This window comes from Leucobacter sp. WKLB1 (assembly GCF_059696215.1).
In genome coordinates this window covers 1,425,075-1,449,240 of the sequence record NZ_AP046115.1, presented here as the reverse complement: position 1 = coordinate 1,449,240, position 24,166 = coordinate 1,425,075, and the positions used below count along the sequence as shown (strand labels likewise).

The window sequence follows — 24,166 nt, the reverse complement described above, 5'->3', positions numbered from 1 at the left end:
GCAAACTGCGGCGCTCCCACCCCGAGGGCTATGGCCGTGCGCTCTCCGGAGATGCTCCGAACAGATCATCGGTTCCCGTCGCCTCGCCGGTCATGGCCAGCCGTCGCCGACGCCCCGCCGCGAGGAGCAGCGCACCCGCGGCGAGTACTGCAATGGCGCCAGCCCCGAGCACCCAGGGCAGCATCCCCGACGATCCCGTCACCGAGAGGCCGTTCTTCGCGCCGGGAGCGCTCGCGGCATTCGTGCCCGTGGTTCCCGAGCCAGCCGTACCTGAGCCAGCGGCACCCGCGCCCGCCGCACCCGATCCGGCCGCGCCAGCATCACTGCTTGCCGATGCGGTCCCGGCGGCACCGCTCGTGGCACCGGCACCGGCGCTCGCGTCCGCAGTTCCGGTGGCAGTACCCCCGGCGGTCGCTCCAGCGGCGGCCCCGCCATCGGCATCCGCAGCAGCGTCAACGGCGCTCGGAGCGGCAGCGACTTCGAGGTCACCCCACCCGATGAGTTCGCCCACCGCCGACCGAATGGCGAGCTTGTGGCTGCGCACTTCGGCATCGGCCGGAATCGTCACGGCGAACGTGTCGCCGACCACCGGACCGCTGCCGAGCTCGATCGGATCGGAGAACAGGATTCCACTGAACGTCTCACCGTCGTAGGCGTCGCTCGGCAGCATCACCGTGATCGTCTGCCCCGGGTTCGCGGTCGCCGGAAGCTCGACCCCACCGCGGGTCTCGTCGGTGAGGTCGTCCTCTGTGATCGGGGGCAGTGCCGCAGTCGAGTGCGCGACCGAGCACGAGGTGCAGGTCACACCCAAGCTGTCGGCACGCGCCGCCACCTCAAACGCTGCACCGTGCGCACGCTCGCCGATGTGCGCGACGAACGAGGCCGTAGCCGTCGCCCCCACCCCGGTCTCGGGCACCGCCCACGTCAGGTGATCCCCCGCGAGCGACAGCTCGGCCGGCAGCGACGCAGCATCGACGACGACGACGGTGGGAAGCTCGCTCAGGTCGACCGAGACGACGCTCCCGACGGCGGGAACCTTCCCCGTGTTCAACGCGGAAAGCGTATAGGTCACATCCGACCCCACAGGGACCTGGTCGCCGGCAGGGTCGCTCGCGAGTGCAAGATCGAGCGTCGCCTGCCAAGCCGGCTTGTCGGCGTCGAAAATCCAGTCTTGGAAGAACGCCCCGAGGTCGCGGCCGGAGATCTGCTCGGCGAGTGCGCGGAACTCCGTGGTCGTCTGGCTGGTTCCGGCGTTGTCAGCGATCCAGGTCGTGATGAGTTCGTTGTACACGGGCGGGGTCAGGGCCTGCTTGAGAGCCTGGAACGTCATTGCACCGCGGTTGTAGACCTGCCAGCCGAACAAATCGGCGGGGTCTGTCATGGCCCCGGGCGGAATCGTCCAGCGTGCGTGCGTCGCCGCAGTCGAATTCCACGAGTTGTAGTACGTGGTCGCCGTCGTGGTCGGCGAACCCTGCACCTCCTCGGCGTACATCGCCGAGGAGTAGGTCGCCATCCCCTCGCTGATCCAGATGCTGTTCCAGTCGGCGGGGCTCACCTCGTCACCGAACCACTGGTGCGCGAGTTCGTGCACCAGGGTGCTGACGCTGACGTTGCCCTCGAAGTAGGAGCGATCCTGCGTCTCGAGTGCGTACCCCAGGCTCGTCACGTCGAAGACGAGGCCGGTGCTGTTGCCGGGGTACGGGCCGTACTTCGTTTCCAGGAACTGAATCATGCCCTGGATCTGGCCGCGTCGTGTGGCAATTGTGTCTTTCAGCGTTTGCCGCACCGAGGAATCGACGAACGACCATTCCGGAATCACGCGACCGTCGGTCAGCGTCACCGTCGACTCGTGCACGTCGTAGTTGCCGATCGACAGCATGGTGACCATCGTGGCCATCTGCTTCTGCTGCTGCCACACCCATGTCGTCTCGCTACCATCACTCGACGGCGTGCGCGAGATCAACTCGCCATTGCTCGCGGCTGCGGCGTCTTTGCCGCCGATCTGCGTCGGGATCGTAATTGCGAAGTCGAACGTCGCTTTGTCGGCCGGAGTGTTGTTACTCGGAATCCAGGTCATCGTGCCGACCGGCTGGCCGAGCGCGGTGGCTCCGTCGGACGTCGGCACCCAGCCCTCCGGAGACCCGTCGGGATCGGTGCGCGTGACCGGGGTTCCCGAGTAGGACACCGCGACGGTGAATTCGCCCGCCGCGACGGGCGCCGCGGGTGTGATGATCAGCTTGTACGCGCTCGTCTCCGGATCTTCGGTACGCGTGAACGCTGCAGCATTGCCGTTCACCAGCACCGAATCGACGGTGAGCCCCTCGAAATCGAGCGAGAACGATCGCAGCGCTTCGGGTGCCTGCGCGGTGATGGTCGTCGTCGCAGTAATCGATCCATCGGCGATATAGCGCAGCTGCACGTCGTAGTGACTGACGTCGTAGCCCGTGTTGCCGATGCCCGTGAAGAGCGAATCGCCGATGGATTGCCCGCCGTCGATGGGTTCCGCTGCCTGTGCCGCGGAGGAACCGAGCGCAAGGCCGAGCGGGGCTGCCAGCGCCAGGCTGGCACCCAGGGCGATCGTGCGGGTGCGCCTCCGCGCTCGAAGATGTGCGCGCTGGGGAGCACGCCACAGAGAGGTGATCTGCATGGGTCACGCTTTCTCGACGAGCGCAGGGCAGCGCTGCGGTGCGCTCGTCAGGTCGAGGACGTGGCCCGAGTGGACCACGACCTCACGCTAGCGAAGGCATGTTACGGCAGCAATACAGTTTCTGTGGGTGCACTCAAGGCTGCGTATGCAGCGACCGTGCGAGCGAGGCCTACCGGGTCGGGCTACTCGGGTCCGTCGGATCGTTTGGAGTCGTCGGATCGCTGGGAGTCGCCGGATCAGCCGAGGTCGTCGGATCAGCCGGACTGTGCAGGCCGAGCGGGTCTGCGGCATCGACCGCGCCACTCGCAGAATCCACGGCGCCCGGTGATCCCGCAGCCGGCTCGGCGATTGCCGCCGCGCGCCGCTTGCGCACTGCACCGAAGATCAGCAGCGCCGCCGCGAGAGCGATGACGACGATTGCGATGATGACCCACGGGAGCGTGCTCGCGCCGCCGGTCTGGGCAAGTTCATCAATGCCAGTCATGGTGCACTCCTTTCGGCCGCGCCCCGTGCAGGCGGGTCTGCCCCCACCCTACGCGGTCGACGCCTCGGCGAGCACGGCAACCTGTCGGCGCAGCGCCTCACGTCGGTCTTCGGCACTGCTTCCAGGCCCGAGCACGAGTTCGGCGAGTCGCTCGAGCGTCCACCACCCCGTCACGAGCGTGACGATGGTGAGCAGCAATTGCTCGGCACCCGCATCATCGAGCGTCGGGATCGCCCGCACCAGCGACGCCGCCTGCACCTCGCACGACAGCCGTCGATCGCTCGGCGCCGCGGGCTCCTCGAGCTCCAGGCTTTCCCAGGCGAGCAATCGGGCGAGCTCGGGCGACTCCCGATAGCGATCGAACAGGGCGATCGCGTAGTTCGCCGCCGCGTCAGGGCCACTGCCCTCGATCGGAGCGCTGTCGAGCAGGTGATCCAACCGGTCGGTGAGCACCGCGGAGAAGAACGCCCGCTTACTGCCGAAGTACTGGTACACCCGCTCTTTATTGACGCCCGAGTCGCGCCCGATCGCGTCCATGGTGGTGCCGGCGAACCCGTTCAGCGCGAACTGGCGCACCCCCGCCTCGAGCAGTTTGCGCTGTGTCGCCTGCGTATCCCACGCCATGCGCCCACCCTATCCAGCGCGCGCCTGAATGTGCAAACGAGCATTTGCAAACGGACCGTTGGAGCGGTACCGTCTTTTCCAACGATCCGTTTGCAAACAATCATTTGGATCAGCGAGGCGCCCCGATCGCGGCGCCAGAAAGGCAGCAGCCACGTGTCTCAACACCCCACCCCGTCCGCCGATCATGCACGCCTCGACACCCCACGGCGAACCGTATCCGCGCTCGTCATCGGCGCGAGCGGAGCCGTCGGCCGAGCCATCACCGACGAGCTCACCCGCACCGGTCACCGCTTCACCGCAGCGAGCCGACGCGCTGACGACTCGGCCGCACGCATCGACCTCGGAGCAACGAACGGGCTCGCGGCCCTCAGCGCGGCCGCGAGGCAACATGACGTCGTCATCAACGCTTCGGGCATCGAGCACCCCGAGATCGCCGCCGCGCTGGCGACCACAGGCACGCCCCTGGTCGACATCTCGGCGACCGGCGCCTACCTGCACGAGCTTGCAGCAACCGCGAACGCAACAGAATCATGCACAGCAGCACCCGACCCCGGGCCCACCCTCGTGCTCGGCGCAGGCATCGCACCCGGCCTCAGCACCGCACTCGTCGCCGATCTGATCGAGTCGCGCGATGATTCGCTCGCGCCTGCGCAGATCACGCCGAGCGCACCCGAGATCGACGTCGCTGTCACCCTCGGTGCTGGCGAGGTGCACGGGCCCGCCGCACTGGCATGGACTGCCGGCCTCGCGGGTCGCGCCATCTACGGAGCACCAGAAACGCACAGCGTGCAGAACTTTATCGAGTGGCGCACGTTGCCGACAGCAATCGGGCCGCGCCGCTTCCTGCGGGCTGATTTCCCGGATCATGTGCTGTTGGCGACGCCGCCCCGCCCAGGTACTGCCCCCGCGATTCGCAGCTACCTCTCGACGGGCAGCCGTCTCGCGACGGCGGCACTCGGGTTGGTCGGTCGGATGCCCGCGCTGCGGTCGCTCGTCGCCCGCGCCCCGCACATCGGCGATGAGCGCTGGGAGATTCGTGCGATCGACCGCGCGACCGGAGAGTACCGCGTCGCTACTGGTTCGGGGCAATCCCGGGCGACGGGCATCATTGCCGCACACGCCGCCATCGCGGCGACGGAACAGCCCCGCCTCGGGGCCGTGCCCATGAGCGCTGTGCTGCGTACTGTGCAGTTGGCGCAGCTGCCCGGCATCACTGTTGGCATTACTGTCGACTGAGGCCAGGGACGCGAACTGAGGGGTGCACGCCGAGGGGAGCACCGGCTGCGCGCCAGCCTCTGCGGCCCGTCAATGCCCAGCGTGGTGGAACGTGCCGTGCGGCACCGCGAACTCGCCGGCTTCGCTCGCGGCGAGTGCCGGGGTCGCGATCGCTGCCACCAGCATGGCTTGAATCACAAGCGCGAGCGCGAAGACACCCGCGCGACGTTTCTTCGGGTTGTGAGCAGATGCGTCGCGTGCCGCACTCCCCCGACGAACCTCGATCACCGCGGAGATCGCGATCGACCACTGGAAGACGAAGAGGGCGAGAAATGGCACGAGGGCCAGAGGCCCGGTGAGCAGGAGAAACGCAGCGGCAACCAGCCCCACAAGCCCTCCAGCAATCGAAGCGCGGGGCGTCACGACGCGTTCAGCGCGCAGCACCGCGAAGGCCCACCCGAGATGCAGTGCCCCCAGGGCACCGACGGGGATCGCGACGGCGAGGGGTGACCCGGCCGCGGTCGCGAACCACACGAGGCCGGCTCCGAACGATGCCAGAGCCGGCCACAGTGCGCGAATCATCAGAAACCTCGAATCATTCGACGGTGGTGAACGGTGCGGTGGTGATCCGCACCGTTCCGAGAGACGCGACGATCAGATCGCCGCGCGAGGCGCAGCGGGAGCCACCTGCTTGTCGGCGCCGAAGGCGACGGCGAGCAGCACCAACGCGCTGCCGAGGTGGAGAATGTGGTCGGCCGTGTTCAGCGCCAGAATATTCGCCGCGGTGTTCGCGATGAAGAAGCCGACGATACCGAGCAGCAGGTAGACCGCACCGACGGTGCCGTTGACGCCCTTCGCCGCACGAACGTTCGCGAGACCGGCGAGCAGCAGCACGGCGCCGATCAACAGGTGGGCGATGTTGTGCAGCGGATTGACCTCGAAGATTCCGAGGAGCAGTCCGCCCTCGGTGGCGATGAAGCCAACGCCCCCGGTGACGGCGAAGCCCAACAGGCCGACCAATACATAGACCGCACCGAAGATCACTCCGAGAATGCGGTTGGGTGAGTTCTTCACGACGTTCTCCTTCATTGTTGCGGTGATGTTCGCCGTGGGACTGACGTGTCGACGCCGCGCGCATCACCTGGTTTCCCCAGTGTTGATCGTTCGGAGCCGAAGCGATAGCGGGTTGCGGGACACCGCGAACGTGCAGTAAGTTCCCAGCTTTCTCGGCAATCCGCCCCGCAGCCAGTGCTCGCCAGCTCACGCGTCCCGCGTCAAGGCCTGGGCAAAGTCAGTGCTCGGGGCTAGGTTGGCCCCATGGTCACGCAGATTCTTGGAATCGGCACCGCAGTGCCGCGCGCTCGTCTGGCCCAATCCCGCGCCCGGGACTTCTTCGCCGCCCAGCCGGGGGTCGATCGGCTCGCCGCCAGACTCATCTCGGCCGCCTTCGATCAATCGGCGATCGAGTCGCGTTACTCGGTCATCGGCGGGCTCGATGACGATGACGGCTCGTTTTCGCACGCCGAGCTCTTCACGGAGGATCGCGAAGTGCTGCGGGCCCCATCGACCGGCGAGCGAAATCTCGTGTATCGCCGGGAGGCGCCCCCGCTCTCGGAGCGCGCCGCCCGTGACGCGCTGGACCGCGCCGGCGTGGCCGCAACCGAGGTGACACACGTGGTCACAGCGTCGTGCACCGGATTCTTCGCACCGGGCCCCGACTATCTGCTGGTGCGCGACCTCGGCATTCCGACGAGCGCGGAACGCACCCACATCGGGTTCATGGGCTGCGCGGCGGCGTTCCCGGCCTTGCGCGCCGCAACTCGCATCGCCGACGCCCAGCCCGGCTCGGTGATCCTCGTCGTCTGCACCGAGCTCTGCTCGCTCCATATCCGCTCGTCACGCGATCCCGAGCAGATCGTCGCTTCGGCCGTGTTCGGCGATGGATCGGGCGCTGCGGTGGTCGCATCGGACCCCCTCCCGCACCACCGCGCGACGCCCACGCTCGAGGTCGGCGCATTCTCGACGGCGATCACGTCGGAGGGCGAGGCCGACATGGACTGGACGATCGGCGACCACGGGTTTGAGATGCGGCTCACGGCGAACGTGCCACGCATCATCGGGCGCGAGATCGCCGGAGTCGTCGGGCCGATGCTCGCCGATGATGCCGCGGGCGCGGGCGCGGATCGCACCGAGCCGCACGGCGTCGACGTGTGGGCGGTGCACCCCGGCGGGCGCAGTGTGCTCGATCGCGTCGAGAGCGGGCTGGAGCTCCCGGAATCGGCGATGCAGGTCTCCCGCGGCGTGCTGCGGGACTACGGCAACATGTCGAGCGCGACGATCCTGTTCATTCTGCAGCGCATCCTCGACGACGACGCGCTGCACGACGGCGCGAGCGTCGCGGGCCTGTGCTTTGGCCCGGGGCTGACTGTCGAAACCGCACGGTTCACTCGACGAGCGGCACCGTCGACATGAAGCTCGCTGAGCTCGACCGGCGGAACACGCAGCTGCGCGAGATCATGGACGACGCCGAGTGCGAGCCGGCGCAGTTGCGACGCACGCTCGAGCGCTTCGGCATCGTGAACTTCGCTGTCGCGCGCTGGGGTCGGGTGTACCGCTCGCACATCCGCGCCGCGCTGTCGGCCGCGCGCGCCGCGGGCGGCGCGGAGCAGTGTCTGCTCGATATCGGCTGCGGAGGCGGTGATGTGCTGCGGCGCTTGGTGCGACGTGCGCGACGCGACGGGTACCGCGTCTCGGGCCTGGGCATCGATCCCGACCCGCGCGCCATCGCCGTCGCCCGCGCCGCAGCGCCGCTCGACGGCGTGCGCTACCGTGAGTGCTTCAGCGACGAACTGGCGGCATCGGGGGCGCACTTCGACGTCGTGCTCTCGAATCATCTGCTGCACCACCTCGAGACGCCGGCACTCGAGGCGCTGCTCACCGACTCCGAGCAACTGGCGGATCGCCTCGCCGTGCACTCCGACATTGCACGCGGGCGGTTCGCCTACGCCGCGTTCTCCATCGGTGTCGCACCGGTGTCACCCGGCACGCTGCTGCGCGTCGACGGTCTGCGCAGCATTCGACGGAGCTACCGGGCCGCTGAGCTCTCGGATGCGCTGCCCGCCGACTGGCACGTGGAGCGCGTCGGGCCGTTCCGGCTGCTCGCCGTGCACCGGCCGAAGCGGGCGATGGCCCGGTGCGGATCAGGGCTGGTCTGAACCGATGAGTGGTCTGAACCGATGAGTGCGGAGCGCGAGAACTCAGGGGTGCACGAGGTGCTCATCATCGGTGCGGGGCCGAGCGGTACGCTCCTGGCCGCCGAACTGCGGCGGCTCGGCGTCGACGCGCTGCTCATCGAGCGTCGCACCGACGCGACGCCGGGCAGCCGGGCGATCGGAGTGCATCCGCCCGTGCTCGCAGCGCTTGAGTCGAGCGGAGCGACCGCACGCATTCTGGATGGCGCCGCTCGCATACCTCGGGGCATGGCCCGAGCAGCCGGGAGCACGATCGCGACGGTGCGATTCGATCGTCGGCACCCGCGCTTCCCATTCATCGCGGCGGCACCGCAGCACGTGACCGAGGCAGCGCTCGCGGCCATCGCACCCGAGCCCCTCCGCGGGATGCGGGTCGTTGGGGTGCATGCCGCGGGCGATGTGATGCAGGTGCGCGCCGAAGATTCCGAAGGCAATGCCGCTACCTGGTCCGCACGCACGGTGGTCGTCGCCGCGGGCGCCCGCGGGCGGAGACTGCTCAGCGGGTTTCTCCCGGTGCGGGCGCATGCCTACCCCGACCGCTATCTCATGACCGATCTTGAGGACGCCCCGGGAGAACCGGAGCACACCGCCGTGATCACCTTGGGAGCGACCGGAGTCACCGAGTCGTTTCCGCTGCCAAACGGTGGTCGACGACTGGTCGCGCGCGTCACTGCCGCAGGCCCGCATGAGGCGCGTGAGCGTGCGAAGCGCGGGACAGACCATCACTCCGATCTCGCCGGCCCGCCCTCGCGCGCCGCGCAAGCGGCCGACGTCGATCGCCTCGCGGCGGCGGTACGCGAACGGATCGGGAGCGTCGAGCTCGCCGAGCGTGTGACCACAGCATCGGCATTCGGCATTCGACGAGTGCTGCTTTCGCGGATGGTCTCGGGGCCGTGGGCACAGCGCGGTGACGGATCAGGCTATGTCATCGCCATCGGCGATGCGGCCCATGAGGTCAGCCCGATCGGAGGTCAAGGCATGAACCTCGGGCTCCTCGACGCAGTGACCCTCGCTCCCGTGCTCGCGCGTCTCCATGCGCGAGCACGGGCGGACGATACGCACGAGCTGGCGCACTGGGAGCGCAACCGCCTCGCGTCGGCACGCACCGCCGGGCGACTCGCCGGGCTCAACACCGCGCTCGGACGCCCGTGGCCCGGGCCGGTCACGGGCACGATCGCCGCCGCCATGCGCACGGCGATGCGCACTCCGCTCGTGCGCCTGCCCGAGCGCGCCTATGCTATGGGGTTCGATCGCGACGCCTGAACCCGCAGCAGCGCGTGGAGCTCCGCTTCGAGTGCGGGCACCCGAGGGTCGACGAGAAACCGTTCGTCGCGCGGGATGTCTCGACTGACCGTGACCGACCCCGCGATGGGCTCGGGGCGGTTCGCGAGCACGAGCACCCGATCGGCCAATCGAACCGCCTCCCGAATGTCGTGGGTCACGAACAGGATGCTCCAGCGGTGCACGCCCCACATGTCGAGCAACCACCGCTGCAACTCATCGCGCGTGATGGCATCGAGTGCCCCGAAGGGTTCGTCGAGCAGCAGGATCGGGCGATCCTGCACGACCGCACGCAGAAACGACACCCGCTGCCGCATGCCACCCGAGAGCTGCCGCGGATACCGATCGGCCGCGTCGGCCAGACCGAAGGGTTCGAGGAGCGCCGTCACCCGCTGTCGGGCCTCGGCGCGAGACATCCCCTGTACTTCGAGCCCGACCGCCGCGTTCGCGACCACGCGCCGCCACGGGAGCAGGGCGTCGCGCTGCGGCATGAACGCGAACGGACGCGGCGATGGCAGTGGCGACCCGTCGTACCGGATCTCGCCGCCGTCGAGCGGCAGCGCGCCCGTGAGCAGCGAGAGCAACGTCGACTTGCCGCTGCCGCTGGCGCCCACCAGTGCGACGATCTCACCCGGGTCGAGAGCGAACGAGACGTCGGCCAGCACACGGCGCTCGCCGAAGCGCTTCGCGACGGACGCGAGCTCGAGCGTTGCTGTGCCTGCACCCGCTGTCATCGCTCTCCCCCAGTCATCGCGCACCCGCCGGCTCGCCGCGCTCGATGCGCATCCACGGCAGTGCGACGCGCTCGACGAGCACGACGAGCCCGAAGAGCGCCAGCGTCAGCGCGGTGCTGACGCCCACTGCCGCGAGCACGAGGTCGGTGCGGAAAACATTCTTCGCCGATTGCATGTACACGCCGAGCCCTGCGACCGCCCCGGCATACTCGGCGAAGATCGCACCGACCACCGCATAGGTGATCGAGATGCGCAGTGCCGAGAAGAAGGACGGCATGGCCGAGGGCAGCCGCACGAGACGGAAGACCGAAACGCGCGACGCCCCCATCGACCGCAAGAGCTGCTCGGCGTCGGGGTCGGCGGATGCGAAACCGCGCAGCAGGCCCACGACCATCGGAAAGTAGGTGACGAACGCGACGAGCAGAATCTTCGGCACCAACCCGAACCCGAACCAGAGCACCACCAAGGGCGCGATCGCGATGAGGGGAAGGGTCTGACTGACGATCAGCAGCGGCAGCAACGCTGATCGGAGCACCCGTGAGAAATCGAGCACCGTCGCGGTGAGCGCGGCCACGACGACCGAGAGACTGAACCCGGTCAGTGTTGCCAGCAGGGTCGGCAGCGCATGGTGCAGCAGTGCGGAGCGCTCGGTGGCCCCAGACGATGCGACGCGGGTCGGCGACGGCAGCAGTTCTGAGGGAACGATGCCCGCGACCGCGACCCATTGCCAGAGGCCGAGCAACGCGACGAGCGCGACGGCGGGCGGGAGCACCCGCCGCACCGTCGCGCTCACCGCGTCTCGGACGAATGTCACTCGAGGTATTCGTCGGTGTAGTAGTCGCTCCAGTCGGGCGCTTCGGTCACCGTCGCGCCGTCGGCGTCGGTAAGGAAGCCGCCATCGACCAGGAACGCCCCGAATGCGTTCCATGCGTCAGGGTTCGCCGCTCCGATCTCGCGGTCGGGTGAGGTGAGGTACTCGTCGGCGAGCAATTTCGCGCTCTGGTGCACCAGCTCGGTCGCGGTGCCGAGCGTGTCAGGGTTCGCCTCGATGAGCAGATCGGCGGCTTCCTCCGGGTGCTCGGCAGCGTAGGCGTACCCGCGGGCGACCGCCTGCACGAACGCGCGGGCTTCGTCGGGGTGCGCGTCGAGGTAGGCCTCGCTCGAGACGATGCCCGTCGACTGCTGCTCGGGCACCCCGAAATCCTGGTAGCTGAACTCGCGGTAGGGGTGCCCGTCGATCTTCGCCTGCAGATCTTCCCAGGTCGCCACCGACAGCGTGAAGTCGATGCGGCCTTGTGAGAGCGCTTCGTAGGCACCGGTGTCGAGCGTGACCTCGGTGAAGTCGCCGGTGCCGCCGTCGCCCGCAATCGTCGCCTCTGCCAGCGCCGAGTACAGCGGGGCACCGAAGCCGCCGAACGTCTGACCGTCGAGGTCTTTCGGACGGGTGATATCGTCTCGGTCGGCCAGCGCCACGATGCGACCGGAGTCGCTCTGCGTCACCCGGTAGACCGACACGAGATCGAGCCCCGCGGTGCGCGCCATCTGCACCCCCGACTGCCCGCCGACGCCGAAGTCGGCCTCACCGGCCGAGACGAGCTGCGTCGCCGACGTCGTACCGTAGGGCAGAATCTCGACGTCGAGCCCGGCATCGTCGAAGTAGCCGAGTTCGTCGGCGACGTAGACCCCGATGTGGTTCGTGTTCGGCGCCCAATCGAGCGCGAAGGTGACCGGGGCGGCTGTGTCGGAACCGGTCGTCGCCGTGTCGTTCGCGTCGGCTGCGGTGGAGCAGCTCGCGAGCCCTGCGGCGAGCGCCGCGGCGATGAGCCCTGCGGCGATCCGGCGCGTGCTGAAGCCCGCGTCGCGGCGCGGATGGGTGGAGTGGTTGCGCATGAAAGCGTGCCCTTCTGTGGTGAATGGGGCACGGGTTCGTAGAGTGTCTCCCTGCGCTGGCATGATCCAGATCAGGTTCGACGGTCGAAAGTTGAGTACTTTCCTCTCAGCCCGGCCTACCGGACTCCCGTGTGGCACTCACCCTAGCAACATTTGTGCGGCGGGCGCGCCTCGTCCCCTAGGGTGGGCTGCGTGACACAGACCCCACCGAGCGCGCAGCCCGCATCGACCCCTCAGCCGGCATCAGGCGATCAGGCCGAATGTGGCGATCAGGCCCCGACCCAGCCGATGACGCCCGTGGAGTACGGCGTCGGAGCCCGCTTCACGCTCTCGGTGTACGACTCCGAGTACGTCCGGATCATCTTGGGCGCCCTCGCAAGCGCCTCGGCTGATGCGCTCACCGTCGAGACGAACGACATCTCGACGTTCATCACCGGAAGCGAGCAGCGGGTGCTCGAGTACGTGCGCGACGTGATCGCGGCGGCTGCGGCGAGCGGCGCGCACCTGTCGGCCGCGATCCTGCTGTCGCGGGGATGCCCCGGCGAGTTGCAGTGCGCGCTGCCGCCCGGGGTGCACGCGCTGGCGTCGGCTCCGATCGCGTTGTCGCCCACCGGGGTGCGCGCCCGAGCGCACTGGTCGCTCTATCCGCTGCTCGACGCGCACGCCGCAGACGGAGCGCTTGCCGGCTCTACGCGTGCTGACTCGGCGCCCACCGACCACATGACGCCGATCTACGCGGCCATCGAGCGGGCGAAGCACGAGGGCGTCTACTCGGGCTCCGACCACTACGCCACCCGGCTCGATGGTGACCTCGCGGCGGTGCTCGAGACGGCCGCGAACGCGTGGATCGGCGTGGGCGCCACGGTGCAGCACGTCGTGACGCACCTCACGGTCTCCATCAACAGCCCGTCGATCGCGGGCACCCCGGCTCCCGAGCCCACGGCATGACCGGCACCGGCGCACGTTCACTTACCGGTGCACCCCGCAGCATGCACCTGGTCGGCATGGTGAACCCGCCGACGAGCCAGTACTCCGAGAACTGGCGCAACCCGCTGGGGCGCTCCGACTGGCTGAGCGGCGCGTTCTACGCCGATCTCGGGCGCACGCTGGAGCGCGGCTGCTTCGACATGGTCTTCTTCGCGGATGCGCTGGCAGTGCCCGAAGACGGTGCGGGTGATTTCGCGACGACGCTGCGCACCGCGGGCAAGGGCGCGATCTACCTCGACCCGATCACGAAGGTGTCGCTCGTCGCGGGTGCCACCTCCCGCATCGGCCTGGGGGCGACGGTGTCGACGAGCTTCGTGCCGCCGTACACGATCGCTCGGCAGCTGCTCTCCGTCGATCACCTGTCGGGCGGCCGCGCCGCCTGGAACATCGTCACCTCGACCACCGACGCCGAGGCACACAACCAGGGGCACGACGGCATCGCTCCCCCGGCCGATTGCTACGATCACGCTGACGCGGTGGTCGACACCGTGGTCGAGCTGTGGCGCAGTTGGGAACCCGAAGCGCTGGTGCACGATCAGGCGACCGGCGAGTTCGCCGATGCCACCCGCGTGCACCGCGTCGCCGGGCCGCTCTCACGCGGTCCGCTGACCCTGCCGCAGAGCCCGCAGGGGTTCCCGGTGCTCATGCAGGCGGGGTCGTCACCGCGCGGCCGGGCGTTCGCCGCGCGCTGGGCCGAGGTGGTGTTCGCAATCGGCGACTCCCCCGAGGCCATGCGCGAGCTGCGCACCGAGATTCGGGATCGCGCGCGCCTCGACCACGGCCGGGATCCCGATGCGATCCGCGTGTTGCAGGGCGTGCAGCCGGTGGTCGGGTGGACCGACGCTGAGGCGCAGGCGAAGCTCGCCGCGCTCGTCGCCCAGATCGACCTGCCCGGCGCCCTCGAAAAGCTCGGCCGGTTGCTGCATGCGGAGTCGCTCGACCCGGGGGCCCGCGCGACCGAGGTGCTCGCCTCCCACCGCGGGGCGACCGGCAGCGTCGGGTTCGAAGACATGCTCGCCGCGGTCAGCGAACGGCGCGGGTTCACCGTGGCGGATCTCGCGATCGAGCAGGCGCTGAATCAGCTGCACCCGCAGTTCGTCGGCTCACCCGCAACGATCGCCGACGAGCTGCAGCACCTGTTCGAGAGCGAGGCCGCCGACGGGTTCATCATCATGCCGGCGCTCTATCACTCGTCGTTCGAGGACTTCGTGAACGGCGTGGTCCCCGAGCTGCAGCGACGCGGCATCTTCCGGCGTGACTACTCCGGCGTCACGCTGCGGGATCACCTCAGCGCGTAGCCGGACGCGCCGAGGGTCGAGACCCGGGTTGAATTCCAGATCAGGAAATTGAGCTCAATACGGCATCGGGATGCGTGCCACACTAAGCACATGGACACTTTAAAGCGGACCCCGTTGGAGCTGTTTAATCTTCCACAGCATCTCGTGATCCCCTTGTTCCAGCGTCCCTACGTTTGGGAAGAGTCAGATCAGTGGGCGCCGCTGTGGAAAGACGTCGTTCGGACCGTAGAACGACGATTGAGCTCTCCGCTCACGGCGCACTCGAGCCACTTTCTCGGGGCGCTCGTATTGCAGGCCGCGAACGCAGTGCCTGGAAGTCTCCCCGAGTGGAACGTCATTGATGGACAACAGCGACTCACCACATTGCAACTCCTCATGGACGCTACTGCTGCGGTGCTCGATACCCAGGGCCATGAGCGACTCGCGGGAAAACTTGAGGCGCTCACTCACAATCAGGCTCATTTCGTCGAACCGGGCGATAGCCCGTTGAAGCTTCGGCATCTCAACCGAGATCGCGAAGCTTTCATTGAGGTGATGAATGCGCCTCCAGGAGCTGACTACGCTGATCTGAATTTTGCCGATTCTCGCATCGTTCGAGCGCATGCATATTTCTCTCGCGCTGTCGAGTCCTGGCTTGGGGACCGTGACGCGGATCCCCGAGTGTTCGATTCAAAATCAGACGTACTTACCGATGTGTTGCAAAGCGGACTTCAGCTTGTGTCAATTAACCTGTCGGAGAATGAGGATTCTCAGGAGATCTTCGAGACCCTGAATGCTCGCGGGACACCCCTCACCGCCTCTGATCTCGTCCGCAACTTTGTATTTCAACGATTGCAAAACGAGGGCAACGACGGCAAGGAGTTGTACGCCAAGCATTGGCCTTTCGACGGTCGATTCTGGGAAAAAGAAGTAAGCGTCGGTCGTCAGCTCATCAGCAGAAGTTCTCTGTTCCTGAATCAATGGCTAGTGTCTCGCCTCGGAGACGAGGTCAGCCCACACGCCACGTTCGGTCGATTTAAAGAATTTATCGACTCGAACGATCACGTCAACATTCGCGAGCTACTCCCCGGTCTCCAGGTGGAAGCTGAGCTGTACCAGCGCTTCACGGAAGCGGCAGCGCGCACTGACGGCAACCTCTCGCGTGTTGAACTGGCCTACTACCGGCTCCGCGCAAGCGGGACCGAGCTGTTGAAACCGTTGCTGATTTGGCTCACCAACCCCCAACGATCCCTTGCGGAATCCACGATCAGCTCGGTCATCGAGATCGCGGAAAGCTGGGTGTACCGACGCCAGCTCCTCCGTTTGACGAACTCAGACTTGGGCCGCCTGGTAGCTGAGATGATCCGAACAAATTCGAGCACCGGAGAAGAGGAGCTCGTTGAGAGAATCAGATCTTTTGTCTCTCGGTTCAATTCCACAAGCTCGTATTGGCCGGCAGACATTGAGGTCCGGCATGCGTTGGCGGCTGAAGCTGTCTACTGGCGCTTTCCACGTGGCCGACTTCGGATGTATTTGGAATCGATCGAAGATTGGTTCCGCGGTGAGACCCGAGAGCCGCAAGTTCAGCGCGGCAAACTCCCGATCGAGCATCTGTTGCCTCAGCGTTGGCAAGACACGTGGCCTGTGGCAGATGAGAATGCTGAGCACGTCAGAGATTCATACGTGCACCGGCTCGGCAACCTGACATTGCTCACGAAGTCGTTGAACTCGAAAGTGTCGAACGGTTCCTGGGCGAAGTAGCGGCCCGACCTGCTGAAGCACAGCACAATCAACATGACGAGCCGAGTGGTACAAGCCACGGAAGCTGACGAGTGGGATGAGGGGCATATCGATTCCCGCACGGATGAAATGATCAGCTCTCTATTGAGCATTTGGCCAGTGCCCGAAGGTCATTCTGGCCTCGTCATAGATCCCCAGTCCAAAGCGGGTGATTGGGTCGAAGTAAAGCATCTGGTACGAGCGGGGCTCCTGGTTCCTGAGACAGTATTGAATGCGACGCATCGAGATGCCGTCGGCGTAACCGCCAGAGTTAAGCAGGACGGGTCGCTCGTCGTGGGCGATGAGGTGCATTGGTCACCGTCCGGCGCCGCTCGGGGCGTGAGACAGCGTGCCACAAATGGATGGCTCTTCTGGGCGCTGCCTGATGGACGACGGCTCAAAGATCTCAGATCAGAGTTCCTTGGGGGTATACCCCAGCACTCGGTTTCGAACTAATCACCTCGGCGGGTCGCGGCGCGCGCCCGGGGGTCAGTCCGCGCTCCCCGCGCTCATCTACTCCTCGAGCGCGCCCGCGAGCACGTCGAGCACCGCCGATCGTGCAGCCTGGCCGCGCTCACCCCGCAGTTCGACGAACGCGTCGACGAGATGTTCGGTGAGCAGCATGAGCGCGGCGCGCGAGGTGTGGATGAGCTCATCGTGGAAGCTGCCGCCCACGGGCGGGACGACGAGCGAGACATCGGCACGGCGGTCGACGGCGGAGCGCGCGAACGAGGTGATCGCGAGCACCTGGGCCCCACTCCGTTTCGCGGCATCCATCGCTTCGAGGGTGGCGCGGTTCGCGCCTGACCCCGAGAACACGACGCAGACGGACTCCGCACCGAGCTGGCGGGCGGCGATCTGCTGCGCCATGGGGTCGGCGAACTGCTCGACCGAGCGTCCCGCCGAGTTCAGGCGCATGGCGAAGTCGAGCCCGAGCGGGCTCGAGAGCCCGTTCGCGATCACGAGCAGTCGGTCGGCACCGTCGAGGGCGTGCACGAAGGCGTCGACCCCCTCGACGGTGAGTGCCGCCAGGGTGTCGTCGAGGCGTGCGGCGAGCCGGCCGATACGCGAGCGCAGCGCGCCGAGGATCGTGGCGTCGCCCGCCGCTGATCCGGCACCATCGCCCCCGCCCGAGCCACCTCCGAACCCACCGGCGGCGTCCGCAGCAGCACCCTCGAGCGCGAGCTCTTGCACAAGTGCGACGCGCAACTGCGGGTACCCCTCGTAGCCGAGCGATTGCGCGGCGCGGATCACGGAGGTGCGCCCCACCTCCACCCACTCCGCGAGCGACTGAGCGGTGCAGGCGACTGCGCGCTCGCGGTCGGCGGCGATCGCTTCGACCACGCGGCGCTCGGTGCGCTGCAGCGAGGGGGCGAGTGAGGCGATGCGTGCGCTGGGGCGCGCATCGGGAGCTCCGTGCCAGGCCACCGTTACCTGCTTCCGTTCATGATCCGGCGACGAATCGCGCCCGAGATCGTATCCATGAGCATCGTCGCCACGATGACGACGATCAAGAGCATTCCCACCGTGTCCCACTGCCGATAGTTGGTGTAGTTCGACAGCATACTTCCGATGCCGCCCGCCCCGACGAGACCGAGCACGGCGGAGGTGCGGATGTTGATCTCGAAGCGGTACAGCGCGAACGAGAGCAGCGCCGGAGCGACGGCGGGCCAGATCGCCCAGCGGGTCACCTCGGCGGTCGATCCGCCCGCGGCGCGCACTGCCTCGGACGCCCCCTCGTGCGCCGACTCGACCGTCTCGTACACCCACTTGCCCTGGGTGCCGATGCCCGCGATGCCGAGCGCGAGAGCGCCGGTGAGCGGCGTCAGGCCGGTCACGGTGAGCAGCACGAGCGCAATGATCACCTCGGGCACGGCACGGATCACGGCGAACACCCCGCGCAGCAGCGCGCGCAGCCACGCCGGGCCGACGGAGCGCGCGGCGAGCATGCCGAGCGGCACCGACACGATGACGCAGAGCATGGCGCCGATCCACGCCATCGAGATCGACCGCCAGGTCTCGAAGAGCGCCCGCGGCAGCTTCTCCCAGTTGGGCGACGCGAACATGAGTTCGAGGTAGTGCGCGATCTGCCCGGGCACGGCGGGAAGGTCGCTCCAGGTGATCTGCAGCGTGCCCCCGGCGACGAGGATCACCACCCCCGCGATCACCGCCCACGCCGTGGGTGCGAGACGCGACGGTCGGGCCGGCAACTGCAGCGGCGCGTACGCCTGGGCGGCAGCGCCAGTCAAGGGCCGAGTGTCGAGCGATGCGGTCATACGAGCCTTCGGCGGATGACGTTGGAGAGCACTTCGATGGCGATCACGACGACGAGGATCTCGAGGATGATGACCGAGACATCGGAGTAGGCATAGAACCCGCGGCGTTCGTCGAGCAGGCGCCCGATGCCGCCCGCGCCGACGATGCCGAGAATGGCCGAGATGCGCACGTTGAGTTCGAGTGCGTAGAGCCACTGGTTCGCGAACAGCGGCCACGCCTGCGGCAGCGCGGTGGCGCGGTTGATCTGGAACTGCGTGCCACCCGCGGCGCGGCCGGCCTCCATGTAGCGGTGATCCGCCGCATCGATCGCCTCCGAGACGAGCTTCACGACGATGCCGATGTTGAACAGGAAGAGCGTCACCACACCGGGCAGCGCGCCGACCCCGACCATCGCCACCAGCACGGTGGCGAAAACGAGGTCTGGCACCGCGCGATTGATGTTGTTGAGGGTGCGCACGAGCCCGCGCGTGACCCGGTTCGGGTTGGTGGGTGCCGCAGCCCAGAGAGTGAGCGGGATCGAGCACACGGCCGCAGCGGCCGCTCCCACGAGAGCCATCTGCAGCGTTTCGACCAGTGGCGCCCAGGTGCGCGGCAGGAAGGCGAAATTGGGCTGGGCCAACTGCACGAGCTTCGTCACGCCGTTGCGCCAGTTCTTCGCAATCGCCGCGAGATCGAGCTCGATGCCGCCGATCGCCGGCACGCACGTGAGCACGGTGAACGCGAGCACGGCCGCGATGATCATCGCCGTGCGGAGCGTGTGGCGCGGTCGCGGCGGCACGTCGAGATGCCTGTCACCCACGCTCGTCATGCCTGCGACCCCAGTCGGTCGCGGGGTTGGATCGGCCGGCCGTAGATCTGTTCGAAGTCGGCGTCGGTCGCCGAAGCCGCGGGCCCGTCGTAGACGACGCGGCCGTCGCGCAGCCCGATCATGCGGGTCGTGTACTGGCGCGCGAGATCCATGAGGTGGATGTTGACGAGCACGGTCAGGCCGCGCTCGGCGTTGATGCGCTCGAGGTCGGCCATCACGGCGTGCGCGGTGGGCGGGTCGAGACTCGCGACGGGCTCATCGGCGAGCATGACGCTCGGCTGCTGCGACAGCGCGCGGGCGATCGCGACGCGCTGTTTCTGGCCGCCCGAGAGCGAGCCGGCGCGCACCCACACCTTGTCGAGGATGCCGACGGAGTCGAGCGCCCGCAGCGCGATATCGCGATCCTCGGCGCTCGGGAGTCCGAGCAGCGTGCGGTACGCGGGCGAGTGCGCGAAGCGACCGACGAGGGTGTTGCGGTACACGCTCGTGCGCTCGGCGAGGTTGAACGCCTGGAAGATCATGCCGATGTGCCCGCGCGCCTCGCGCAGCGCGCGACCGCGGAGCTCGGAGATGCGGTGCGGGCCGACGGTGACACTGCCCGCCGTCGCGGTTCCGCCGGTTGCGCCGACGAGGCCGTTGATCGTGCGAATCAGTGTGGACTTGCCCGATCCCGACAGCCCGACGATCGAGACCATCTCACCTGGCTCAATGGTCAGCGACACGTCGTGCAGGGCACGAGTGCCGTTCGGGTAGGTGACGGAGACCCCGTCGAGGGCGATGCGCCACGAGGCGGCGGCCGGCGTCTGCCGACCGCTCGCCCCGCGGTGCTCATCGAGTGAGTGTGTCATCGAAGTGCTTCGTGCTCCTGCGTGTGGTAGTGTGCCGCGCTGCCGCGACGTCAGTTCGCGAACTGCGTGAGGATCTCGCCGTAGCGCGAGATCTCGTCCTCAGCCGTCTCGCTGGTCCAGTCCGAGAGGCCGACGAGGTCGAACATCACGGTCTTCGCCACGTCCGAGGAATCCGCGTAGTCGTCCATCAGCTTCGTGAGCTGCTCGACGAGGTCGGCGGGGAGGGTGTTCGAGACCGCGACGCCACCGTTGGGGATCATCTCGGTGTACGCGAACGCGGTCACCGTGTCGGCGACATCGGGCGCCTCGGCGGTGACCGTGGTGCGCGCGTCCCAGTAGCCGAAGCTGACCTCGGCGTCGCCGTTCGCCACCGCGAGCACGGCGTTGTTGTTGCCCTCGACCGGCACCTGCGAGATATCGGCGTCGGTGTCGATGCCCGCGTCGCGCATGGCGACGACCGGGTACTGGTAGCCGGCGGGCGAGGTCGCAGCCTGCAGCGCAACCTTCGTGCCCTTCGAGATCTTCTTCAGGGCGTCGATGCCGGCTGCGCCCTGGCCGGTCGCGTCCGTGCCTGCCTCTTCGATGCCGTTGCAGTACGAGAGCTCGATGTCGCTCGCGGCGTACGTCGCCTTGACCGGCGCGGTCTCGCAGTACTTGTCGGGGTTATTGGTGTACGCGACCGAGGCGTACGAGGTCGCCCCGAAGCGCACGTCGCGCAGCACGAGCTGTGCGTCGTACTGGTTCATTGCCTGATAGAGCGAGCCGGCGTCGGTGATGACGACCTGAGCCTGGTCGGCCCCGAGCGCCTCGACCGTCGCGGCGTAGTCGCTCGCGACCACGCCCTCGACCTCGATGCCGAGACCGTCGGAGAGGTACGTCGTCAGCGGGTCGAGCGCCTCGGCGAGATCTTCGCCCTCGACCGAGGGAACGAGCGACACCGTGATGGAGTCGGGCCAGGCCTGCGCTTCGTCGGTGGCCGACGCCGAGGAGTCGCTGGCGCTGCAGCCCGCGAGACCGAGCGCGGCGACGGTCAGTGCGCCGATTGCGAGAACGGATGAACGCATGGGTGGGGTTACCTTTCGATGCCGGATCCCGCGCCGAGCGGCGCGGAGGTGCTGGAAGCCGCAAGTGCGGCCCAGGTTTCGATCTCGGTGCGCACCTGCGCGAGCGAGGCTCCGCGCATCGTCACCGGAACAGTGGAGGTCGCCGCGGTCGCGCCCACGAGCGCGGTATCCGCGCCGAGGGCGATCGCCGGAACGAGGTCGTATTCGGCGATATCGCCGATCGCGAGCACCGGACCGTCGGCGAGGAGTCGCTCGACGAGCGGCGCGAGCCCGGCGGGTTTGCCGACGGTGAAGTGACGCTCGTCGAATCGGTGCTGCACGCCCCACGACGCGAGTACGCGGTCGATGCCGGGCTCGGGAGCGTTCGTCGCGAGAATCAGACGCGCGGAGCGCCCCAGCGTCTCGAGCATGCTGTCGAGACCCTCTGCACCGTCGACGGGTGCCTGCTCAGTACCGAGCAGTTCCCGGCTCTCGGCGTACGCGCGCTGTGCCCCCTCTGCGGTGACACCGTCGGCGACTGCGAGCGATCCGACGATGTCGTAGCCGTCGCGGAAGGCGCTGTCTCCCGCGTCGTAGCGAGCGAGCTCGGCTTCGACTCGTTCGAGGTACCCGGCTGCGGCGGCCGCGGCGACGCAGTGCGCATAGGCGCGCACTGGCCCGTGGCCGACGGCGAGGGTGCCGTCGAAGTCGAATACGATACTCGGTGCCATGTGCGCTCCTCGATGTTTGGACGATGCATCCAAAGTTACGGAGCGATTTGGACGAAACGGCCATCAGCGCATGAACAGACCGTTACGAGTCGATGGCGGCATTCCAACGCGCGGTGGGTTCGCCCTCGAATTCGGCGATCAGCGCCTCGACATCGCCGCCGAACGGGAACGCCGTGATGAGCTGCAACGGATCGCCTGCGACGGGCGCGATGCCGTAGATCAGCGCCGACGATCCGCCAGATTCGCTCGCCGATTCGGCACCGACGAACACGACGCGACTCGCACGGTCGCCGATCAGCGCGTTCCCCTCTGGCGTGCCCGGTGCGGGCTCGCGCAGCGCCGGCAGCGCGACCTGCGACAGGCGCTGCAGCGGCGTCGAGTCGTCGATGGCTCCGCGCGTGAGGTGGAACGCATCAGGCGCGAGCCCGAATGCCCGCGCCACCTCGCCGTGCAGCCAGCGGTCGCGCTTGAAGCCGAACGGCGTCGGCACCTCCGAGAACCAGTACCCATAGACGTGCATGACGCCGGCGTTGCCGATCGGGAACTCCGCTGAGATGCCCGCGGCAGCGTGCAGCGTCTCGAAGAGTTCGCGACTGAACGAGGCCACGCTCGTGTGCTCGTCGATTACCGTCGATCGGCCCCAGTCGGCGAGCCGCCCGGCCGCCGCATCGTCGCGTACGCATTCGAGCACGAACGCGAGGTCGGGCACGAATGCGCGGCCGGGCGGAGTCTGGCGGGCGTCGATCACCCCACGATGATGCCATGTCGCGTGCGCGGTTGCCGCCCGGCCACTGCCCAATTGCGACGGTACAGTGGGTGCTACCCATGTTCCTCTCATTCTTCGTCCGCTCGCAGGCACGTGTTCCGTGGCTGCGCATCGGTTTCGGCGCGCTCACCGCCACCGCAGTGGTCGCCCTCATCAGCGTGTACGGCGGCACGCTCGGGCACCCGCTGCTGGTCGCGGCATTCGGCTCGTCATGCGTACTGGTCTTCACGCTGCCCGATTCACCCCTGTCGCAACCCGTCAACGTGCTGGGCGGCCACATCATCGCCGCGGCCGTCGGCATCGGGGCGAGCCTCGTGCTGCCTATCGCCCCGTGGAGCCTGGGGGTCGCCGTCGGCGTCGCTCTCGCGGTAATGGCGGCACTGCGCATGACACACCCGCCGGCCGGCGGCACCCCGATCGCCATCATGCTCGCCGATGAGCACTGGTGGCAGTTGGTTCCGCTGATCTTGGGCGGCGCGGGCATCATCGCGTTCGGCGGCGCGCTCTACCGCGCTGCATTCTCGGCGGTAGCCCGCCACCGCGATCGAGCACTCGTGCGGGCTGAAGCCGAGCGCCATCGCGCTGCGGCCGACGCCGAAGAGACCACGCAGCTCGCGCAGAACTCCCGCACGACCCTTCCCAGCGCCGAGAGTTAGCCGCCCCGCAGCGCTGCGACGGCGACGTCCGTGCGATCCGACACCACACCGTCGACCCCGAGTGCCATCAACCGGCGCATCGTCGCGGCATCGTTGATCGTCCAGAAGTGCACCTCGACGCCGTTCGTGTGCGCCGCCGCGATGAGGCGCGGGCTCAGCACGCGAATCGCCCCCTGCCGCTCGGGAATCTGCAGCGCATCGAAGCCCGCCAGCGCACGCGCGGCGAGCCGTCGCGAGCCGAGCGCCACCGCGAGCAGCACCCGGATGAGCGCGCCCCGACCCGGCGACGTGGCGGGCAGCGTCGCGGGCCGCTCCGAGCTCGCAGCCGCGATCGCCGCGCGACGAAACGTCTCGGAGAAGCTCGTGACCAGCACGCGCCCGGCGTGCGGGGCGACGATGCGTCCGAGCGGCACCGCGACTGCGGCCGCCTTGACGTCGATGTTCCAGTGCGCGTCGGGGAACTCTGCGAGCGCCTGCTCGAGCGTGAGCAGGCCACCACGGTCGGCGAAGATGTCCGCGAGCTCGGCAACATCGACCTCGGTGATCAGGCGTGGATCGCCCGTGACGCGGCCAAGGTCGGCGTCGTGGGCGAGCACGACGACACCGTCGCACGTGAGGTGGCAGTCGGTCTCAAGCAGGTCTGCCCCGGCGGCGAGCGCGGCAGCGAATGCGGCGCGAGTGTTCTCGGCGACGCCCTGCGCGGCGAGTTCGGCAGCCACGAATCCCCGGTGCGCAATGACGCGCGGATGGCGCGCCCCGACGAAGTACGGGTGCGGGGTGCGCGCGTGCGGCGGCGTCGAGTGCGGCATGGGTTCACCGTACCGCGGGCGCTGCGGCGGTGCTGCCCTGCCTCCCGCGCCGACACTGC

General features: G+C 68.1%; 25 protein-coding genes and 1 riboswitch. Of the genes, 9 read left to right on the top strand and 16 right to left on the bottom strand.

Annotated elements, in window-relative coordinates; genetic code table 11:
- Positions 1-28 precede the first annotated feature (28 nt).
- The 3 genes from ACZF5Y_RS06560 to ACZF5Y_RS06550 form a co-directional block, all read right to left on the bottom strand.
- Positions 29-2,647 carry a M1 family metallopeptidase gene (locus tag ACZF5Y_RS06560; RefSeq protein WP_497535014.1) on the bottom strand — a complete coding sequence of 873 codons (2,619 nt, stop codon included), beginning with the start codon at positions 2,645-2,647 and terminating at the stop codon, positions 29-31.
- A 169-nt stretch (positions 2,648-2,816) separates the two neighbouring features.
- Positions 2,817-3,131 carry an LPXTG cell wall anchor domain-containing protein gene (locus ACZF5Y_RS06555; RefSeq protein WP_497535013.1) on the bottom strand — a complete coding sequence of 105 codons (315 nt, stop codon included), beginning with the start codon at positions 3,129-3,131 and terminating at the stop codon, positions 2,817-2,819.
- Positions 3,132-3,179: 48 nt separating this feature from the next.
- Positions 3,180-3,755 (bottom strand): TetR/AcrR family transcriptional regulator, encoded by a 576-nt coding sequence (locus tag ACZF5Y_RS06550; protein ID WP_497535012.1) that lies wholly within the window; start codon positions 3,753-3,755, stop codon positions 3,180-3,182.
- A 153-nt stretch (positions 3,756-3,908) separates the two neighbouring features.
- Between ACZF5Y_RS06550 and ACZF5Y_RS06545 the strand changes: the two genes are divergently transcribed.
- Positions 3,909-4,991 (top strand): saccharopine dehydrogenase NADP-binding domain-containing protein, encoded by a 1,083-nt coding sequence (locus ACZF5Y_RS06545; RefSeq protein WP_497535011.1) that lies wholly within the window; start codon positions 3,909-3,911, stop codon positions 4,989-4,991.
- A gap of 69 nt (positions 4,992-5,060) precedes the next feature.
- Here the strand turns inward: ACZF5Y_RS06545 and ACZF5Y_RS06540 are convergent, their stop codons facing one another.
- On the bottom strand, positions 5,061-5,552 hold the full coding sequence (locus ACZF5Y_RS06540) for a hypothetical protein (protein WP_497535010.1): 492 nt from the start codon (positions 5,550-5,552) through the stop codon (positions 5,061-5,063).
- Between the two features lie 72 nt (positions 5,553-5,624).
- Positions 5,625-6,044 (bottom strand): DUF4383 domain-containing protein, encoded by a 420-nt coding sequence (locus tag ACZF5Y_RS06535; RefSeq protein WP_053352458.1) that lies wholly within the window; start codon positions 6,042-6,044, stop codon positions 5,625-5,627.
- 243 nt (positions 6,045-6,287) lie between these two features.
- Here ACZF5Y_RS06535 and ACZF5Y_RS06530 point away from each other — a divergent pair, with 243 nt between their 5' ends.
- Genes ACZF5Y_RS06530 through ACZF5Y_RS06520 form a run of 3 tightly spaced genes read left to right on the top strand, consistent with a single transcriptional unit; the run spans position 6,288 to position 9,484 of the window.
- Positions 6,288-7,442 (top strand): type III polyketide synthase, encoded by a 1,155-nt coding sequence (locus ACZF5Y_RS06530; RefSeq protein WP_497535009.1) that lies wholly within the window; start codon positions 6,288-6,290, stop codon positions 7,440-7,442.
- Positions 7,439-8,185, top strand: coding sequence for a methyltransferase domain-containing protein (locus ACZF5Y_RS06525; protein ID WP_497535008.1), 747 nt, complete (start codon positions 7,439-7,441; stop codon positions 8,183-8,185). The genes ACZF5Y_RS06530 and ACZF5Y_RS06525 overlap by 4 nt, the downstream gene beginning before the upstream one ends.
- A gap of 21 nt (positions 8,186-8,206) precedes the next feature.
- The gene (locus ACZF5Y_RS06520; protein WP_497535007.1) at positions 8,207-9,484 is read left to right on the top strand and encodes an FAD-dependent oxidoreductase; all 1,278 of its coding nucleotides are present in this window, start codon (positions 8,207-8,209) and stop codon (positions 9,482-9,484) included.
- Here ACZF5Y_RS06520 and ACZF5Y_RS06515 read toward each other — a convergent pair.
- Genes ACZF5Y_RS06515 through ACZF5Y_RS06505 form a run of 3 tightly spaced genes read right to left on the bottom strand, consistent with a single transcriptional unit; the run spans position 9,454 to position 12,126 of the window.
- Positions 9,454-10,236, bottom strand: coding sequence for an ABC transporter ATP-binding protein (locus tag ACZF5Y_RS06515; protein WP_497535006.1), 783 nt, complete (start codon positions 10,234-10,236; stop codon positions 9,454-9,456). The genes ACZF5Y_RS06520 and ACZF5Y_RS06515 overlap by 31 nt on opposite strands.
- Before the next feature lie 13 nt (positions 10,237-10,249).
- On the bottom strand, positions 10,250-11,050 hold the full coding sequence (locus ACZF5Y_RS06510) for an ABC transporter permease (RefSeq protein WP_497535005.1): 801 nt from the start codon (positions 11,048-11,050) through the stop codon (positions 10,250-10,252).
- A complete protein-coding gene (locus ACZF5Y_RS06505) occupies positions 11,047-12,126 on the bottom strand; it encodes an ABC transporter substrate-binding protein (RefSeq protein ID WP_497535004.1) in 1,080 nt (359 codons plus the stop codon). Before ACZF5Y_RS06505 ends, ACZF5Y_RS06510 begins: the two co-directional genes overlap by 4 nt.
- 31 nt (positions 12,127-12,157) lie before the next feature.
- Positions 12,158-12,267, bottom strand: a riboswitch (TPP riboswitch).
- A gap of 51 nt (positions 12,268-12,318) precedes the next feature.
- Between ACZF5Y_RS06505 and ACZF5Y_RS06500 the strand changes: the two genes are divergently transcribed.
- From ACZF5Y_RS06500 to ACZF5Y_RS06485, 4 genes are all read left to right on the top strand, one after another.
- Positions 12,319-13,074, top strand: a complete 756-nt coding sequence (locus tag ACZF5Y_RS06500) for a YkoF family thiamine/hydroxymethylpyrimidine-binding protein (RefSeq protein ID WP_497535003.1) — start codon at positions 12,319-12,321, stop codon at positions 13,072-13,074.
- Positions 13,071-14,411: an NtaA/DmoA family FMN-dependent monooxygenase gene (locus ACZF5Y_RS06495; protein WP_497535002.1), complete on the top strand. Its 1,341-nt coding sequence runs from the start codon at positions 13,071-13,073 to the stop codon at positions 14,409-14,411. Before ACZF5Y_RS06500 ends, ACZF5Y_RS06495 begins: the two co-directional genes overlap by 4 nt.
- A gap of 90 nt (positions 14,412-14,501) precedes the next feature.
- Entirely contained in the window at positions 14,502-16,151 is a 1,650-nt protein-coding gene (locus ACZF5Y_RS06490) for a DUF262 domain-containing protein (protein ID WP_497535001.1), read from the top strand.
- A gap of 33 nt (positions 16,152-16,184) precedes the next feature.
- On the top strand, positions 16,185-16,625 hold the full coding sequence (locus tag ACZF5Y_RS06485) for a restriction system modified-DNA reader domain-containing protein (protein WP_497535000.1): 441 nt from the start codon (positions 16,185-16,187) through the stop codon (positions 16,623-16,625).
- 57 nt (positions 16,626-16,682) lie between these two features.
- Here ACZF5Y_RS06485 and ACZF5Y_RS06480 read toward each other — a convergent pair whose 3' ends face one another.
- The 7 genes from ACZF5Y_RS06480 to ACZF5Y_RS06450 all read right to left on the bottom strand — a co-directional run bounded on the left by ACZF5Y_RS06480 (position 16,683) and on the right by ACZF5Y_RS06450 (position 22,624).
- The gene (locus ACZF5Y_RS06480; RefSeq protein WP_497534999.1) at positions 16,683-17,597 is read right to left on the bottom strand and encodes a MurR/RpiR family transcriptional regulator; all 915 of its coding nucleotides are present in this window, start codon (positions 17,595-17,597) and stop codon (positions 16,683-16,685) included.
- Between the two features lie 2 nt (positions 17,598-17,599).
- Positions 17,600-18,445, bottom strand: a complete 846-nt coding sequence (gene phnE, locus ACZF5Y_RS06475) for a phosphonate ABC transporter, permease protein PhnE (RefSeq protein WP_497534998.1) — start codon at positions 18,443-18,445, stop codon at positions 17,600-17,602.
- Entirely contained in the window at positions 18,442-19,254 is an 813-nt protein-coding gene (gene phnE / locus ACZF5Y_RS06470; RefSeq protein ID WP_497534997.1) for a phosphonate ABC transporter, permease protein PhnE, read from the bottom strand. The genes phnE (ACZF5Y_RS06475) and phnE (ACZF5Y_RS06470) overlap by 4 nt, the downstream gene beginning before the upstream one ends.
- A complete protein-coding gene (gene phnC / locus ACZF5Y_RS06465) occupies positions 19,251-20,102 on the bottom strand; it encodes a phosphonate ABC transporter ATP-binding protein (RefSeq protein WP_497534996.1) in 852 nt (283 codons plus the stop codon). The genes phnE (ACZF5Y_RS06470) and phnC overlap by 4 nt, the downstream gene beginning before the upstream one ends.
- 50 nt (positions 20,103-20,152) lie before the next feature.
- Positions 20,153-21,166 (bottom strand): phosphate/phosphite/phosphonate ABC transporter substrate-binding protein, encoded by a 1,014-nt coding sequence (phnD, locus tag ACZF5Y_RS06460; RefSeq protein ID WP_497534995.1) that lies wholly within the window; start codon positions 21,164-21,166, stop codon positions 20,153-20,155.
- Positions 21,167-21,174: 8 nt separating this feature from the next.
- A complete protein-coding gene (locus tag ACZF5Y_RS06455) occupies positions 21,175-21,876 on the bottom strand; it encodes an HAD family hydrolase (protein WP_497534994.1) in 702 nt (233 codons plus the stop codon).
- Positions 21,877-21,958: 82 nt separating this feature from the next.
- Positions 21,959-22,624 carry an amino acid deaminase gene (locus ACZF5Y_RS06450; RefSeq protein ID WP_497534993.1) on the bottom strand — a complete coding sequence of 222 codons (666 nt, stop codon included), beginning with the start codon at positions 22,622-22,624 and terminating at the stop codon, positions 21,959-21,961.
- 77 nt (positions 22,625-22,701) lie between these two features.
- On the opposite strand from ACZF5Y_RS06450, the gene ACZF5Y_RS06445 reads away from it, so the two are divergent.
- Positions 22,702-23,298, top strand: coding sequence for an HPP family protein (locus ACZF5Y_RS06445; protein ID WP_497534992.1), 597 nt, complete (start codon positions 22,702-22,704; stop codon positions 23,296-23,298).
- Here ACZF5Y_RS06445 and ACZF5Y_RS06440 read toward each other — a convergent pair.
- The gene (locus tag ACZF5Y_RS06440; protein WP_497534991.1) at positions 23,295-24,107 is read right to left on the bottom strand and encodes a glycerophosphodiester phosphodiesterase family protein; all 813 of its coding nucleotides are present in this window, start codon (positions 24,105-24,107) and stop codon (positions 23,295-23,297) included. The two genes, ACZF5Y_RS06445 and ACZF5Y_RS06440, sit on opposite strands and share 4 nt — an antisense overlap.
- Positions 24,108-24,166 lie beyond the last annotated feature (59 nt).

Coding starts and splice junctions, on each gene's coding strand:
- ACZF5Y_RS06525 (WP_497535008.1), top strand. CDS start 7,439: ATGAAGCTCGCTGAGCTCGACCGGCGGAACACGCAGCTGCGCGAGATC.
- ACZF5Y_RS06485 (WP_497535000.1), top strand. CDS start 16,185: ATGACGAGCCGAGTGGTACAAGCCACGGAAGCTGACGAGTGGGATGAG.
- ACZF5Y_RS06445 (WP_497534992.1), top strand. CDS start 22,702: ATGTTCCTCTCATTCTTCGTCCGCTCGCAGGCACGTGTTCCGTGGCTG.
- phnE (WP_497534997.1), bottom strand. CDS start 19,254: ATGACGAGCGTGGGTGACAGGCATCTCGACGTGCCGCCGCGACCGCGC.
- ACZF5Y_RS06455 (WP_497534994.1), bottom strand. CDS start 21,876: ATGGCACCGAGTATCGTATTCGACTTCGACGGCACCCTCGCCGTCGGC.
- ACZF5Y_RS06520 (WP_497535007.1), top strand. CDS start 8,207: ATGAGTGCGGAGCGCGAGAACTCAGGGGTGCACGAGGTGCTCATCATC.
- phnE (WP_497534998.1), bottom strand. CDS start 18,445: ATGACCGCATCGCTCGACACTCGGCCCTTGACTGGCGCTGCCGCCCAG.
- ACZF5Y_RS06505 (WP_497535004.1), bottom strand. CDS start 12,126: ATGCGCAACCACTCCACCCATCCGCGCCGCGACGCGGGCTTCAGCACG.
- ACZF5Y_RS06515 (WP_497535006.1), bottom strand. CDS start 10,236: ATGACAGCGGGTGCAGGCACAGCAACGCTCGAGCTCGCGTCCGTCGCG.
- ACZF5Y_RS06560 (WP_497535014.1), bottom strand. CDS start 2,647: ATGCAGATCACCTCTCTGTGGCGTGCTCCCCAGCGCGCACATCTTCGA.
- ACZF5Y_RS06540 (WP_497535010.1), bottom strand. CDS start 5,552: ATGATTCGCGCACTGTGGCCGGCTCTGGCATCGTTCGGAGCCGGCCTC.
- ACZF5Y_RS06495 (WP_497535002.1), top strand. CDS start 13,071: ATGACCGGCACCGGCGCACGTTCACTTACCGGTGCACCCCGCAGCATG.
- ACZF5Y_RS06440 (WP_497534991.1), bottom strand. CDS start 24,107: ATGCCGCACTCGACGCCGCCGCACGCGCGCACCCCGCACCCGTACTTC.
- ACZF5Y_RS06490 (WP_497535001.1), top strand. CDS start 14,502: ATGGACACTTTAAAGCGGACCCCGTTGGAGCTGTTTAATCTTCCACAG.
- ACZF5Y_RS06555 (WP_497535013.1), bottom strand. CDS start 3,131: ATGACTGGCATTGATGAACTTGCCCAGACCGGCGGCGCGAGCACGCTC.
- ACZF5Y_RS06550 (WP_497535012.1), bottom strand. CDS start 3,755: ATGGCGTGGGATACGCAGGCGACACAGCGCAAACTGCTCGAGGCGGGG.
- phnD (WP_497534995.1), bottom strand. CDS start 21,166: ATGCGTTCATCCGTTCTCGCAATCGGCGCACTGACCGTCGCCGCGCTC.
- phnC (WP_497534996.1), bottom strand. CDS start 20,102: ATGACACACTCACTCGATGAGCACCGCGGGGCGAGCGGTCGGCAGACG.
- ACZF5Y_RS06530 (WP_497535009.1), top strand. CDS start 6,288: ATGGTCACGCAGATTCTTGGAATCGGCACCGCAGTGCCGCGCGCTCGT.